Origin of the sequence: Neglectibacter timonensis (genome assembly GCF_900048895.1) — a bacterium.
Taxonomy (GTDB): Bacteria; Bacillota; Clostridia; order Oscillospirales; family Acutalibacteraceae; genus Acutalibacter; species Acutalibacter timonensis.
In genome coordinates, this window is sequence record NZ_LT160639.1 from 529,928 (window position 1) to 545,129 (window position 15,202).

At 54.1% G+C, this 15,202-nt stretch carries 10 protein-coding genes and 1 pseudogene; 4 read left to right on the forward strand and 7 right to left on the reverse strand.

Annotation, left to right across the window (positions count from 1 at the left end):
* The first annotated feature begins 3 nt into the window (after positions 1 to 3).
* Both BN3911_RS07500 and BN3911_RS07505 read left to right on the forward strand, forming a co-directional pair.
* Positions 4 to 1,161: a DUF58 domain-containing protein gene (locus BN3911_RS07500; RefSeq protein ID WP_066863506.1), complete on the forward strand. Its 1,158-nt coding sequence runs from the start codon at positions 4 to 6 to the stop codon at positions 1,159 to 1,161.
* A gap of 42 nt (positions 1,162 to 1,203) precedes the next feature.
* Positions 1,204 to 3,741 carry a transglutaminase-like domain-containing protein gene (locus tag BN3911_RS07505; RefSeq protein WP_066863509.1) on the forward strand — a complete coding sequence of 846 codons (2,538 nt, stop codon included), beginning with the start codon at positions 1,204 to 1,206 and terminating at the stop codon, positions 3,739 to 3,741.
* A gap of 78 nt (positions 3,742 to 3,819) precedes the next feature.
* Here the strand turns inward: BN3911_RS07505 and BN3911_RS07510 are convergent.
* The 3 genes and pseudogenes from BN3911_RS07510 to BN3911_RS07520 all read right to left on the reverse strand — a co-directional run.
* A pseudogene (locus BN3911_RS07510) lies at positions 3,820 to 4,011 on the reverse strand (methionine aminopeptidase); the annotation flags it as partial.
* A gap of 80 nt (positions 4,012 to 4,091) precedes the next feature.
* Positions 4,092 to 5,966 carry an LTA synthase family protein gene (locus BN3911_RS07515; RefSeq protein ID WP_066863515.1) on the reverse strand — a complete coding sequence of 625 codons (1,875 nt, stop codon included), beginning with the start codon at positions 5,964 to 5,966 and terminating at the stop codon, positions 4,092 to 4,094.
* Positions 5,967 to 6,118: 152 nt separating this feature from the next.
* Positions 6,119 to 7,030, reverse strand: a complete 912-nt coding sequence (locus BN3911_RS07520; RefSeq protein WP_066863518.1) for an RraA family protein — start codon at positions 7,028 to 7,030, stop codon at positions 6,119 to 6,121.
* A gap of 306 nt (positions 7,031 to 7,336) precedes the next feature.
* On the opposite strand from BN3911_RS07520, the gene BN3911_RS07525 reads away from it, so the two are divergent.
* The gene (locus BN3911_RS07525) at positions 7,337 to 8,701 is read left to right on the forward strand and encodes a mandelate racemase/muconate lactonizing enzyme family protein (RefSeq protein ID WP_066863521.1); all 1,365 of its coding nucleotides are present in this window, start codon (positions 7,337 to 7,339) and stop codon (positions 8,699 to 8,701) included.
* 111 nt (positions 8,702 to 8,812) lie between these two features.
* On the opposite strand, the gene BN3911_RS07530 is transcribed toward BN3911_RS07525, so the two are convergent.
* Positions 8,813 to 9,049 (reverse strand): MerR family transcriptional regulator, encoded by a 237-nt coding sequence (locus BN3911_RS07530; protein ID WP_066863524.1) that lies wholly within the window; start codon positions 9,047 to 9,049, stop codon positions 8,813 to 8,815.
* Positions 9,050 to 9,479: 430 nt separating this feature from the next.
* On the opposite strand from BN3911_RS07530, the gene BN3911_RS07535 reads away from it, so the two are divergent.
* Positions 9,480 to 10,352, forward strand: a complete 873-nt coding sequence (locus BN3911_RS07535; protein WP_066863526.1) for a LysR family transcriptional regulator — start codon at positions 9,480 to 9,482, stop codon at positions 10,350 to 10,352.
* A gap of 332 nt (positions 10,353 to 10,684) precedes the next feature.
* Here the strand turns inward: BN3911_RS07535 and BN3911_RS07540 are convergent, their stop codons facing one another.
* From BN3911_RS07540 to BN3911_RS07550, 3 genes are all read right to left on the reverse strand, one after another.
* The gene (locus BN3911_RS07540; protein ID WP_066864311.1) at positions 10,685 to 12,664 is read right to left on the reverse strand and encodes a glycoside hydrolase family 31 protein; all 1,980 of its coding nucleotides are present in this window, start codon (positions 12,662 to 12,664) and stop codon (positions 10,685 to 10,687) included.
* Between the two features lie 304 nt (positions 12,665 to 12,968).
* The gene (locus BN3911_RS07545) at positions 12,969 to 13,565 is read right to left on the reverse strand and encodes a ThuA domain-containing protein (RefSeq protein WP_242871089.1); all 597 of its coding nucleotides are present in this window, start codon (positions 13,563 to 13,565) and stop codon (positions 12,969 to 12,971) included.
* 447 nt (positions 13,566 to 14,012) lie between these two features.
* On the reverse strand, positions 14,013 to 15,086 hold the full coding sequence (locus BN3911_RS07550; protein ID WP_066863529.1) for a Gfo/Idh/MocA family protein: 1,074 nt from the start codon (positions 15,084 to 15,086) through the stop codon (positions 14,013 to 14,015).
* Between the last annotated feature and the right edge of the window lie 116 nt (positions 15,087 to 15,202).

Genomic DNA, 15,202 nt, shown 5'->3' on the forward strand with positions numbered 1-15,202 from the left:
GCCATGGCTAAAAACCGTCTTGAATATGCGTTAATTCTGCTTTGCACCGCCCTGTTTTACATCTGTTTTGTCGGATATCTCTCCTTTTATGTGTTCATGCTCACCCTGATCCTGCCCCTGTTTTCCCTGCTCTGTTCCCTGCCCGCCATGCTGGGGGTTCGTGCGGAGCTGCATGCGGCTGTAGATTCCACTCACAAGGGGGAATCCCTGCCTCTGCGCCTGCAAATACGCACCTCCTTTTTTCTGCCCGGAGGCAGGGTCAAGCTGCAGCTGCAACTTCGGAATACGCTGACCGGCGAAGAAACGGGGGAATCCTTTTCTCTCACGGCAGGCCATGCGCCGGTACGGATTGAGCACAGGCTTGCCTCTGAACACTGCGGCAGGCTTATCTTCCGCATCTCAGAGCTGCGTGTATACGACTACCTCGGCCTCTTCTCCTTTCGGAAAAGGCAAAAACGCGGAGACAGTTTCACAGCGCTCTGTTATCCAAAGGTCCACCCAATTTTTCCGGGGCTTTTGCCCAGTACTCTTCCCGATCTGGATGGAGACCGCTATTCCACAGTCCGTTCCGGGGACGATCCTTCCGAAATTTTCGGCCTGCGGGATTACCGGGAAGGAGACCGGCTGTCCCGCATTCATTGGAAGCTCTCAGAAAAATCGGGAAAAACACTTGTAAAAGAATTGAGCCTGCCCATCTCCACGCGCCTGCTTTTTCTGCTGGATCTTAATGGAGACAGCGGAGAGTTGGACTGCCTGCTTGACGTCCTCGCTTCGCTCTCCGCCTTTCTGGCCGCACAGGAACTCCCTCACAGAATCCAATACCGGGGCTCCGGCGGAATGGGCGGCGCGGATATCCTTCGGGAAGACGACCTGCCTCTGCTCTGGAAAGAGCTTTTGTGCGCAGGCCGCAGGAAGCCCAGTCAGCCCCTGTTGGAACCGGGCCAGGCACTCCCTTCGGGAATCACCCATGCGGTGCTGCTGTGCTCCCAGCTGCAGCCGGAGGCTCTCTCCGTGCTGCGGGATGCGATGCCCAGCGCCAGGCTCACCGTCCTGGCTCCACAGGGCTGTCTCCCGATTCCGGAACTGAATGTCTTCGGCGCGGAGCTGCTGCGGCTGGATCCGGAGAAACTGCCGGAATCTCTGTCTGGATTTATGCTGTAAACCGAGGTGCTGGACCGCCGGCCTGTGAAAGGAGGTTCCTCCATGAGAACAAAACCCAATCTCCCTGCGCCTTCTTCCGGGCTTTCCCTGGACAAGCCCCGGATGCTGGTGCGTGCCGCGCCGTTTTTTTCCCAATTTCTGTTTTTTACCGTCCTCCTGTTTTTGGGTACGGCAGGAACCTTCGGCTGCTTTCTCACCGCCTTTTCCTTTCCGGTTTCCCTGGGTTTCCTCGCTCTGACCGCCCTGGGAGGCGCTGTGCTGTTCTCCCTGCTCTATCTGCAGAAAAAGCGCCGTCCGCTCTGGACCCTGGCGGGACTTCTGCTTTGGTGCGGGCTCTTGCTCTTTTTTTATCAGGACGCATTTTACGGCTTGCTGCGGGCCATCAATGAAGTGATCACCGCCTATGTGGAAAAAACCGGACTAGGGCTGACTACGATCCCTGTCGCACGAACCACCCCGAAGCAGCTGGAGCTTGCCTATTCGGTGTTCTTCGCTTTTCTGCTCTCGCTATTCCAATGGGCATTGGGCTGGTCGCTGATCCGCCAGGGAAGCATTCTCTCCGCTTTTCTTCTTTCCGGATTCTTCCTGGCGATACCCATGGTATTCTCTATACTGCCGCACCGGGCGGCCATCGCCCTGCTTTTACTCTTTTGGGCCGCTCTGCTTCTATACCGTCCCTTTTTAGGCGGCCCCCACAGTATAGCGGAGGAAGAGGGCCGTTTTTCTCTTTCCGGCAGCGCCTCCGGCGCCAGGGTTTCTTCTCTGCTGCTCCTGGTGTCTGCCGCTTTTCTGATCGTTCTGCTCTCCTCTGTTTTCCCAAAAACAGAATATGAGCGCTCTGAGACTGTGGACCGGGTGCGTTCCGGTCTGTTGAACGGATTTGATTTTCCCTCCTTTTTTCAGGGCAACAATCCCGGCGGCTCCACCAGCCAAGTGAGCCTGGAATTTTCCGGAGACAGAAGCTATACTGGAAAAACTATGCTGCGGGTGAATACCAGCAAGCTCGGCAGCGATTATCTTAAGGGCTTTGCAGGCAGCGTTTATGACGGCAAAAGCTGGACGCTTCTGCCCGAAGAAGATGCGGCGCAGCTCTCCTCCCTGCTGGAAGGAGAACGGGTCCAAGTGCTGCCCGGCAGGCTTCATGAGCTTCTGGGGGGCTACAGCAGCTCCGGTTACGCCGAGTACAGCCTTTCCGTACAGAATGTGGGGGCAAATCCCCGCTGCGTCTATCTCCCTTACGGCCTGCTGCCCGGGGAAGCTCCCGATCCGGAATTCAAAGACGTGGACGACGCCTTCACAAAGGCGGGGAATTCTGTTTTCGGACTCAAGGAATACCAGGTGCAGGCTATGACGGAAGAGGCTCCGGATTCCTTCTATTCCCGCTTTTTCCTTTCCGTCCCCGGAGCCGCCCTTCATGAGTCCCATCCTGAGCTGATACCGGACACGACGGGGGTGGAGGGTTCGGAGCTGGAGTCCTGGTTCCCTTCCTCCCCCTTGCTGGAACTGCTTTCCGAGCCTGTCTCAGAATTCTCTCAGACGTTTCAGAAGTATACTGATTTTGTTTACAGCCGGTATACCCAGCTGCCCGTGGAACTCTATCCGGTGCTGCGGAACTATCTGGAAGAGCACGGCCTGCTGCCGGAATATTTTGATTCCACTCAGGAGCTGGCCTCCGCCATCATCGGACAGGTTCAATCGGAGTGCGCCTATACGCTTACCCCGGGCAGGCCGCCTGCCGGAAGGGATTTCGTAGAATACTTCCTCTTCGAAAACAAAGAGGGCTACTGTGTGCATTTTGCCACGACAGTCACCGTCCTGCTGCGGGCCGCCGGCGTGCCAGCGCGTTATGCGGAGGGCTATGTCATTCCTCCAGGCTATACCCAGGAGGGCTGGATTGATATTCCGGACTCCAATGCGCATGCCTGGACGGAACTTTATCTGACAGGCGCGGGCTGGGTGCCCATAGAGGCCACACCGGGCCAAAACTTTTCCCTCCACGAATCACAGCCGGAGCTTTCTGCCGTCTCTCCCAGTCCTTCTCCAGAAAGCAGCATGCCCTCTTCTTCGGAAGAATCCTCCCCCTCTCAGCCTGCTTCCTCCGCCCCTTCCGCAACCTCCGCTCCGGATCCGGCAGATCCGGAAAGGGGATCGTCTACTCCGGGCCGGAACAGCGTTGAGCCATCTGCCCTTGCCAAAACAGGCAGCAGCGGCCTTCTTCTCTTCCTGGGAATTCTTTCGGTTCCCTTTGTATTGTTCCTCCTGCTGTTTCTTCAGCGGAAAATCCGTCTTTCTATCCGCAGAAAGCGCTGTTCCCTGCGCGACAGAAACCGGGCCGCTCTGCATCGGTACGCCCATATCAAAAAATTGATTCTCTATGGGAACAAGTTTCTGACCCATGTTTCCGGTCTTTCCGAGGAGCTGGAAGAATTGGTGATGAAAGCCCGCTTCAGTCAGCACATGCTCACGTCAGAGGAGCTGGGTGCTATCGCGGATTTTGAAAAACAGTTGGAAAATCTGTTGGAGGAAAGGTTGTTTCCGCCGCTGTGCCTCTATTGCAAATATATCCTTGTACTGTTTTGATCCGGAATTTTCATTTGTGGGGCAGAAAAGTCTATCTGAAAAAAGGGGAGCTGCGAAAAACACTGCAGCTCCCCTTCTTTAATATGCCAACACTTCATATCCGGTTTCCGTAACCAACACCTGAATTTCCCATTGCGCAGAGGGCAGTCCGTCTGTAGTGGTCACCGTCCAGCCGTCCTCCCCGTCGATAAGAATATCATCACGCCCCATGTTGACCATAGGCTCTATGGTCAACACCATGCCGGGCACAACCAGCATACCTGCGGTTTGTGCCCGGCAAATATTTTTTCTTTGCTTCCCATCTGCTGCAGCGCACGCCCTACAGATACGAACATCCCTTCCGCCTTCCCTTATTCCACCTTTAACCGGTAATACTGCCAGAAATGCAGCTTCTGCACAGCCTCTGCGTACTCGGCCGGCAAACTTGTAAACAGTTCGCCGTCTCCTGTAAGACCCGTGCCGTCATGCAGCACAGGCAGTTTTCTGCGCAGCTCGTTGAGATAGGAAAAGAAAGGATCCTTTTGCCCGCGGCCGGTCAATTCCAGCACCAGCGCTCCCAAGTAATTGGCACTGATCAGACCGTTTTCCGGCAGCTGTATCTCTTCCTTGCATTTGGAAAACTCCAGTTCTCTGGCAGCGGCCTCATTGGCCCAAAGCACAAAAGGCGTCTCATAGGTAAGCAGGAGATCCTCCGCCTTGTCCACAGCGCCTACCGGAATTCCCAGCTCCCTGTAACAGAGATAGTCGTCGCCCAGCAACGGCAGGTGGTCTCCAAAAAACGCCAGCAGCACAGGTTCCTCGGCAGCTGAAAAATACTCCGTCAGGTTGCCCAGCATGGCGTCCGCATCCCTGGCCCCCTCCGCGTAAACAGAAAGAATGGTTTTAGCACTGTCAGACAGGGGCACCTCGGTCTCTACCGAAGGGATTGTAAAGCCTTTATACTTGTCGGCTGTATAAGACATATGATTTTGAATGGTCACCGTATAGTTAAAATAGTTCTCGCCGGCCTCTACAGCCTCTTCGAATTCCTGCTTCATCACCTGGAATACCGCATCGTCCGTCACCCAGCCACCCTTGCGTTCAGCCTCCTCGAAGCTTTCCGAAAACAACAGCTCCTGTGCGCCGAAATACCGGTATACATTCTGGCGGTTATAAAACCAGTCCTGGCCGGGATGGATGAATTCGGTATGATAGCCCTCCTTATCAAAAACCCGAAAGATACTGTCAATATCCCGGTTCAGCACGCGGAACGCCGAAGTTCCCCCAGGGCTAAGCAGGTTCGTCTGCATACCGGTAATCACATCGAATTCCGTATTGGCGGTACCCGCCCCGTAGTTCGGCACTACAATATGGCCGGAAATACAGTTTTCCCCTGTTTTGATCCGGTTGAAATTTTTCAGCGGCTCTTCTCCTGGCGGATAGATAAAATTCTCATTGTTGGTGACATCACAAAAGGCCTCGTTCATCACCATAATTACATTGACCTTCTTGCCCTCCTGCTCCACCGGCTGCGTCTGCTCGATGTAAGCCTCTGCCTTTGATGTTGTAAAGTTTTCTGGCTTAACAACAAGATAAGTGTTAAAATTGTAGCAGAAACAATAGGGAAACCCCAGCTCCTCATAGACGCTTGTAATATGATACCGGCTTTTTACCTGAAAAGAATTGTAAAGTTCCGGGGAACTGTACACAAAATTGACACAGGCTGCCAGCACGATAGCACAGGAGCAGCCGCAAAAAACTCTCAGGAGCCCCCTTGCCCATCTCTCCTTCAGCGGAATCCTGCAGCCAAATAGTATCCCCAGCGCCACCATCAGCGCCACAAACCCCAAAAGCACCGCCACCGAGGATAGGCTGATGCTCATATCGTAGCTCTGTACGGCGTTGGCCGCTTCCTTAATCAGAGCGAAATCCTTAGGACTAAAAGGCTCATCCCGCTTCTCGATCATTGTGCGGTTGACCAAGGAGAGCACCCCACACAGCCCGCCCATTAGCGCAGCTGAGAAAAAAGGGTTATTCAGAAGAAAGAGACCGATGAGAACCAGCAGCCAAACCGGCAGAAAATTCAGCCAGAAAAGCAGAGGCTGACAGGAGAAACCTGAGAGCAGCCCCAAAAAGGAGCAGGGCTGAATATAAAGCGTCACCGCAGTGGCAAGCGCGCTTAACGGTACAGTAAGTAAAAGACACCAGACAAGAGACAGACGCCTTAGCGGCAGCTTATGGATCATAGACACACTTCTTTACCAAAATTTAACTGAACATACTTCGTTATGATACATCTCCTCTTTTAGAAAGTCAACCGCCGCACCCTCCGTATCTTATCTGCCGGGTCTGACAAGAAACGGCCTCCGCAATTTGCGGAAGCCGCTTCTGACACACTTTATAAGGTTACCTCCGTCTTTCCCTCCGGATGTTCCTCATGCCATTTCATTAGTTCCTCCCTGTCCTCCGTCCAGTCGAGATGGGCGTATTCCTGCGCCTCCGGATCGGTTTTAAACCACTCCATGAAATCCTCAAACATCTCCATGGACCAGCGGGAATCGATCTGCGCCGTAGTGTATTTTTTCTCGGACAGACGCCGGAAACCAAATACATCCTTGATATGGGATTTTTCGGCATGCACCACAACCTTCTCAGCCAAATGGGCAGGCACGAAAATAACGCCGGAAATAGTGCCCAGCACCACGTCGCCCGGCAGGCAGATGGCCTTGCCGATGCGGGTAGGAACGTTGAATCCCGTCATGGTCACGTTGGCGATGGCAGTGGGGTCTACGCCGCGGTAGTACACCTGAATATTGGGGATTTCCACAATCTGCTCGTTGTCTCGGATACCGCCCCAAATTACTGCGCCGCCCCGTTTGGTCCGGGCCGCGATAGCCGTGGAAAGATTTCCGCCCACGTAGGTGCCCTCATAAACCTTGTCAAACAAGTCAACCACTACCACGTCGTCCTCCACAAGGCTGTCAATCACCCACTGGTTGAAAAAGCCTTTTCTGCCCTCTTCCTTCTGACCGTATTCCAACAACGCCTGGTTCAGGTCAGGGCGCATGGGCACCATCACGCTGGTCACAGCGCGGCCCACCAGTTTAGCCTTTTCATGGGTACACTTCAGGTCGCCCTCAAACTGGAATTTATAACCCTCCGACCACAGCGGGCCCCAGGCCTCTTCCAGCGTGATATTCCGCATCCGCTGCAGAATGTCGTCCGGCACCTTCGGCCTGCCATCTGGAAAGCGCTCCCCCTTCCAAAGCGGTGTGATTTGCAGAATGTCCTCGCGGTTGTCAAATTTCATTTGTCGTTCCTCCCTTTCCGGGAACAGGCTTCTCCTGTTCCTATTGTTTCATTCAGTCTCCGGCGCCCCCCGAATCAAGCCGGACCGACAATGCACGGGCTGGATGGAATCATTGCTTGCCCAGGGGGCTTCCGTTCGCTATCAGTATAGCCCTCCGTCCCAGTTTGTCAAGCTTCCTCAGGCAGAAGCGCAATATAATATTAGAAAAAGTATAGATTTCCTCTTGCAAACCAACTGGTATGGGGGTATATTGATGCAAGGAAAACCGTGGTTCGCACGGCAATAAATTCCGGAGGAGTTTTGACAATGGAAAACCAATATGAAGCGGCCCTGAACAGGGTCAACACCTGCTCCTGCCCCAGCGATCTCAAGATTACAGACATCCGCTTTACAAATATTGTGGGAGCGCCGATGGACTGTACGCTCATGAAAATCTATACCAACCAGGGCCTGGTCGGCCTGGGCGAAGTCCGGGACGGCGCCAGCCGCACTTACGCTTCTCTGCTGAAAAGCCGGCTGCTGGGGGAAAATCCCTGCAATGTGGACAAACTGTTCCGGCGCATCAAACAGTTCGGCGGCGTATCCAGGCAGGCAGGCGGCGTATGCGGCGTTGAAGTTGCCCTGTGGGATTTGGCGGGCAAGGCCTACGGGGTCCCCGTCTATCAGCTGCTGGGCGGTAAATTCCGCGACAGTATCCGCATCTATTGCGATACCGACGTCAACGGCAAGCACACCGGCAGGGATATGGGCGCAGCGCTCAAAAAGCGTATGGAAATGGGCTTTACTTTTTTGAAGATGGATCTGGGCCTCGGCGTCCTCCACGGCGAGGCGGGCGCGGTCAATGCGCCTCTGGGGTATTTGGAGGAGACAGAAGAGCTGCACCGGAAAGCACGGGAGGCGGAGACCCCTGAAGAACGCCGCTACTGGCGGAACCGCTGCTACGACCGGCAGAATATCGCCCATCCTTTCACCTGTGTCCACATTACGGAAAAGGGCTTCGACCTCCTGGAAAACTACGTGCGCGAGGTCCGTGAGGTAATCGGTTATGAAATCCCCCTGGCCATCGACCATTTCGGCCATATCGGCGTGGAGGACTGCATCAAGCTGTGCCGCCGTATCGAGAAATACAATATCGCCTGGGCGGAGGATATGATCCCCTGGCAGCTGACAAACCAGTATGTACGCCTGTCCCACAGCACAACCGTGCCCATCTGCACCGGCGAGGACATTTTCCTGAAGGAAGGATTCCTGCCCCTGTTCCAGGCAGGAGGCGTATCGGTGATTCATCCCGACCTGCTTTCCAGCGGCGGCATCCTGGAGAACAAAAAAATCGGCGACCTGGCTCAGGAATATGGCGTTGCCATGGCGGTACATATGGCGGAAACCCCTGTCACCGCCTATGCGGCGGCCCATTCTCTGGCAGCCACGGAAAACTTCCTGGTTTGCGAGAACCACTCGGTGGACGTGCCCTGGTGGGATGATATCACCATCGGCACGCCGAAAAAGATCGTCCAGAACGGATTCATTCAGGTGCCCGACAAGCCTGGCCTGGGAATCGACGACTTGAATGACGAGGTGCTCCGCGAGCATCTGAACCCCGCGTTCCCCGAACTTTGGGCTTCCACCGAAGAGTGGGACAACGAGCATTCCAACGATATGCTTTGGAGCTGATCAAAAACAAGGAGAAACCGTACAGTCCCCCGGAAAGGAGACTGTACGGTTTCTATGTTTGTTTGTAAAAAAGCAGGCACGCCGCTCCAAAACAGCCCGTATCCCATACCTCTACTTCTCTTCTTTTTTCTGATTTTGATAGCGCAGGTAATCCAAACAATCTATTTTACTCTGACACTGGTGCAGCTCCTCCAAAAGCTGCCTCCTGTGATTTTCCAAAATCCTTTTTTTACCCTTGCTGTCGCCGCAGCCGTAGCAGTCCAAATACCTTTTGATGATATCCGAACCGCACCCGGAATCCTTCAAATTCTGAACCAGCTCTTCCCAATTTTGAGATTTCGACCCCATATGGCTGCTTCCTCCTCTCGTGCCTTTGATTCTGTATTCCCATAGGTATCTTCCTTTCCACATTGCCGGTAAAGATTAAATTACGGCGGCAGGGCTGAAAGCTCTGTAAAATAGAAGGAAGGGCAACGTTTGCCGCGCCGTCGGTTCCTGAAACGCCAGTCGGCCAGAAACCATCCCATGACGTTTTTCAGCCGGACAAGTTCCCCCCGTCAAGCTCTTCCTTCTGTTCTCCCGACAAGATTGTATCCACTCACACCTGAAATAGCAAATGCTTATTTTTAATGGAAAGGCATGCTTGACTTGCATATCTTTGGCCGTTATACTGGAAAGAAAACGACTTCTTTGCGGCTTTTCTTCTTTCAATTACCGACAATCCGGCTTTGATAAAACTGCAAGTCCTCGTGACAATCGAAAAAGGAGCGCCAGGATCATGGAACTTCGGGTACTGCAATATTTTTTGGCCATTGCACGAGAGGAAAACATTTCACGTGCGGCGGAATCCCTGCACCTCTCCCAGCCCACTCTGTCCCGGCAGTTAAAAGATATGGAGGAAGAGCTGGGCAAACAGCTGGTGATCCGGGGCAGCCACAGCGTCACACTGACGGAGGAAGGCTTGATCCTTCGCAAACGCGCAGAAGAAATTGTAGAATTGGTGCGGAAGGCCGAAAACGAGATTGCCCTGGCGGACAAAGACGTGGCGGGGGATATCTGCTTCGGCGTGGCGGAAACCGACGGCATCCGGCTTCTCGCAAAGGTAATCGATACCATGCGCCGGGAGCACCCACGGGTGCAGTACCATTTTTCCAGCGGCAACGCAGAGTTCGTTCGGGAACAGCTGGATAAGGGCCTGGTGGACTTTGGCCTGATCTATGGGGAAGCGGACAAAACAAAATATCACACCCTTAAGGTGCCTATCCTGGATAGATGGGGCGTTCTCATGCGGAAAGATGCACCGTTGGCTGTAAAAGAGACCATTTCGCCACGGGATTTGGTCGGACTTCCCCTGATTGTTTCACAGCAAAGCAATGGAAACGACCCTCTTTCCGAGTGGTTCGGTGAGGATTGGGAGGGACTCTCCATCATCGCCACCTATAATTTGGCTATGAACGCCTCCATTTTGGCCAGCGAAGGCGTAGGGTACGCGTTGTGCTTTGACAAGCTCATCAACGTTACCGGAGAAAGCAACCTGTGTTTCCGGCCGTTATCTCCTGCTGTGGAATCCAAAGCGGGGATTATTTGGAAAAAATATCAGAATCTCCCAAAAGCGCCAAGAAAATTTCTGGAATTGCTGAAAAAAGCCTAGCTTAATTTTTGCCCGCCAAGATAGCTGTGTCTCTGTATTTTCCCACTTCCAGCCAAAACAAGGGGCCGCTGCAAAATGCAGCGGCCCCTCAGTCTGTCGATAAACGTAAGAGCCAACGCTTTCGGAGGGAGGAAGGGTGTGGGAGGGAACCGTCAGGGTTCCTCTCCCGCGTTGATTCAGAAACAAGTTTGCACAGGGAGAGGCTTTCTGAGAAAACTCTTTCTTCCCTGCAAACTTGTTCAGCTTGGCGAAATGCCCTTTTTCGCCAAGCTGAGGGGCCGTTGCATTTTGCAGCGGCCCAATGACTTTTTTTACCTTCACTGTCCTGCGTCTCAAGGATTCAAAACTTCCAGCAATGCGGAATCCTTGACAAACAGCGGAATCTGGTCGATGGGCGCGTCGACGGTTATCGTCTGGCCGCCCTCATATCCCTTACCGGTCCAAACCTCTGTCCAGTTTACCCCTTCGGGGAGATACACCCTGCGCTCCCGCTGCTCCGCATAGAGAATGGGCGCCACCAGAATATCCGCCCCATAGAGATACTGGTCTTCAACCTCCCATGCCTTTTTGTCCTCCGGGAACCCGTAGAACAGGGGCCTGATGACTGGGCTTCCCTTTTCATGGGCCTCCCGCATAAGCTGCTCCGTATAGGGACGCATCCGCTCGCGCAGGAACATATATTTTTTGCAGATCTCATAGGCTTCATCCCCATAGGACCAGACCTCGTTGTCCGCGCCGGAGGCGCAGCGGCCGCCGCGTACATCGCTCATGGGCGCCTTATGGGGTTCCCTGTCGCCATGCAGGCGCATGACCGGGCAAAAAGCGCCGTATTCAAACCAGCGCACCAGCACCTCCCGGAACGCGGGGTCTGAAGGGTTTCCACCGTGGAAGCCTCCGATATCGGTTGTCCACCAGGGAATACCGGCTATGCCCATATTGAGCCCTGCGGCGAACTGGTTACGCAGGCTCTCAAAGCTGGAATGAATGTCGCCGGACCACACCAGGGCCCCATATTTCTGCGAACCTGCCCAGGCACAGCGCAGCAGATTTACAATGTTCTGCTGACCCTCTGCCTCCATACCCTCGTAGAAGGTCTGGGCATAGCATCTGGGGTAGATATTTCCGATCTGTACATTGGGTCCAAGGTGATAGCGGTAGTGGTCGAAATCGTAGAAGCTGTATTCCGGCTCTGCCTCGTCCAGCCAGAAAACTTTGATCCCCTTATCATAATAATTCTGTTTCACCTTGTTCCACACATAGCTCCGGGCTTCCGGATTTGTAGCGTCGAAATGCAGGGTATCGGTAAAGCAGCGCAGTCCTACAGGGAAGCCCCGCTCCGTGTTGATCAGATAGCCGTTTTCCTTCATCTCTTTGAAATTCTCGCTCTCATAATCCACGGTGGGCCAAATGGACACCATCAGCTCAATGCCCATCTCCTTAAGCTCCCTGACCATGGCGTCCGGATCCGGCCAATACTCCGGATCAAACTTCCATTCACCTTCATAAGGCCAGTGGAAGAAATCCACCACAATCACTGAGATGGGAAGACCGCGTTTCTTGTATTCCCGCGCAATGTTCAGCAGCTCGTCCTGGGTCTGATAACGCAGCTTGCACTGCCAGAAGCCCATGCCGTAATCCGGCATCATAGGCACGGTTCCAGTGACGGAAGCATAGCTCTCTTCAATCTCAGCAGGCGTATCCCCGGCGGTAATCCAGTAATCCAGGACTTTTGTGGACTGCGCCCGCCAGGTTGTCACGTTTTTACCGAACGTCACGCTGCCCACCGCCGGATTGTTCCACAGGAAGCCATAGCCCTTGGAGGAAAGCAAAAAGGGCACACTCGCCTGAGAGTTCCGCTGTGCAAGCTCCAGTTCACAGCCTTTCAGATCCAGATAGGGCTGCTGGTACTGGCCCATACCATACAGCTTTTCCCCGGGATCGGATTCAAAATGGGCGGCAAGGGTATAATCCCCGCCAAGAATCGGCTTGAACTCTCTGGCATCCACATCCAAAGCGCTGCATTTCGGAGAAGTGATATCTCTCCGGTTGCGGAAGTACTCCTCCAGGAGAAGCTCCCCCTTCTGATTGACAAAACTCAGCGCGCCCGCCCGGGAAACCTTCGCGGTGAGCTTGCCGTTACGGATATAACCGCCCTCCGGGCCAGCCTCTATCTCAGCCGCAAATTCCCCCTTGTTTTCCAAAGCCCAAGCCTCTTCCGGCATTTGGCTCTGCTTACAGGCCCTCACCCGCAGGGCGTCTCTTCCCCAGGGCTCAATCCAAACAATCTCGTTATTGCAGCGGATGGTTAGCATCCCCTGCTCCGCCTTGATGATGGACACGTAAATTCCTCCCTTTTATTTTCTGGAGCCATAACTCCGATTTCTTATGACTTCATCATAGCACACTGTACAGAAAATTGCATTTCCTTTCCGGAAACATGTTGGAATCGTTCTCCAGAAAGTCAGTTTTGTTGTATTTCTTACCAAATTACCGTACCGCGTATCTGCCCTTCTCTTTCAACAACACACCTGATTACCAGCCTCTACCCTATAATAACGAAACAGCCCGTGCAGACAGAGAACTTCTGCCAGCACGGGTTGTTATCATCTGAGGGAATCAGCCCTCTTTTTTCTCATGCAGGCCCTGAATGCTGTGCTCCAGCTGAGCCTTGATCTCCACGACCGGCGGGGGATTGCCATAGGTGACATTGGGGAAGTTGATGGGCGCGGCCCACTTCACCGCATTCGTGATCACCTTCTGGATCTCCGGCTGATGGTAGATCGGGAATACCTCATGGCCGGGACGGAAGTAGAACACTTTCCCCTTCCCTCTGTGGTAGCAGCAGCCGCTTCGGAACACTTCCCCTCCCTCAAACCAGCTGATGAACACCAGCTCGTCGGGCTGCGGGATGTTGAACCGCTCTCCGTACATCTCCTCGTGCGGGATGCTGATCTTCTCGTCCAACCCCTCCACGATCGGATGGCTTGGGTCGATCACCCACAGGATCTCCTTCTCTCCGTCCTCTCTCCATTTTAGGTACCCGGAATTGGTTCCGCACACCTTCCTGAAGATCTTCGATGCATGACCTGAATGCAGCACGATCAGACCCATTCCGTCCTGGATTCTCTGGTGCACTCGGTCCACTATCTCATCCTGTACCTGGTCGTGAGCCATATGCCCCCACCAGATCAGCACGTCCGTGTTGTCCAGCACTTCCTGCGTCAGACCGTGCTCCGGCTCCTTNTAAGGTCGCCGTCTTTACCTCCATCCCCGCTTCCCTCAAAAAGTCCGCGATGCACCCGTGTATCCCCTTCGGGTACACCTCAGCGATCTCCGGAAACTGTACCTCATGCAGGTATTCGTTCCACACTGTTACTCTGATTGCCATTCTCTTTCTCTCCTTTCTGTACCTTTCTGAAGAAAGGTACTCTGAACGCTTTCCTCAGGAAAGCATTCCAGACTTTTCTTCTGCTGGGTTCTGCGTGCCAGCGGCACGCACCCAGAACCGACCGGAGCGGAGAAGTCCTGATGATCCCGGTCACCCGCTCCCCGATGCCTGTGCCTGCTTCCTTCTCGCGTGATCCGGGCTAACCTCTTACTCCCAACGCAGCGGCGGTACGCCGCAAGCCCCGCGTCTTGGCTGCAGCGTCACGCTGCCTGTTACTTCACGTCGACCCAAACGCCTGTTTCGCCGGACTGAAGCACAGCGTCCACAGCATGCTGGTTGATCTGACCGTCAAAGATATCGGCTGCCATACCGTCGCCCTTTCCGTTGATAAGGTCGGCAAAAGACTGCATCTGATCCACCTTGTACTTTTTCGGGATGGGAAGTTTTGAGAACACATGAGCCTCTGCGTTGGCACGGCCAATGCAGATGGAAATTTCGTCGGTATCCGGGGCCACATGGTCCAGCTCATACTGAATGGCGCCCTCGCTGCCATAAATCTCCATGGTCTGATAGTTCCCGCGGCCATAGCCAAAACGGGTAATACGGAAGGTACAGGCGGCGCCGTCTTCCATCTCTGCCATATAGTTGGAGAAATCGTCCACGTCCACCTTGCCCATGCCGCTGCCGTCCAGCTTTTGGCGTTCGTGGACAAATGTACCCGTGTGGCTGACCAGGCGCTTGTATTCCTTGCCGGTGACAAACCGCACCAAGTCCAAAGCATGGCTGCCCAGATCGCCCAGAGCGCCGGAACCGGTCAGTTCCTTCTGAAAACGCCAGCGAAGCGGCGTCTCAAAGAAGGGCAGGCCCCAAGCCTGGTAATACTGCATATCCACATGGTAGACCTTTCCGATCATCCCGCGGTCGATCAGGTCCTTGGCGTAACGCGCTGAGGCCTTAAACCGGTAGGAGAAGCAAACCATGCTCTTTACACCTTTTTCCTTTGTCACCTTTGCCAGGTGATCCGCCTCTTCTGAAGTGAGGGTAAGGGGCTTTTCCACAGCGTAGGGCTTGCCGGCCTCGGCAGCGGCCAGAGCCACCTCATAGTGCACGTTATTGGGAGTAGAAATATCCACAGCGTCCACGTCTGGGCAATTGATCAGGTCGTGATAATCGGTAAAACAGTGGGCTTCATCGATACCATAAGTCTCACGGGCATAGCGCAGAGCGTCCGGATCAATATCGCAGACCGCCACTAACTGCAGGTCCGGGCTTTTTTCAATTCCGGGAAGGTGAACGCCGCGAGAAATTCCGCCGATGCCTACGCTTCCCACTCTGATCACTGACATAATAAACTCCTCCTGTAAAGTAAAATTACACAGGGCTGTTTCTGCCCTGTCCGGCTTTCAGACTGACCGGAAGACTCGTCCGGACAATCTGAAGCAGGTTTCTGAAATCGTTTTCA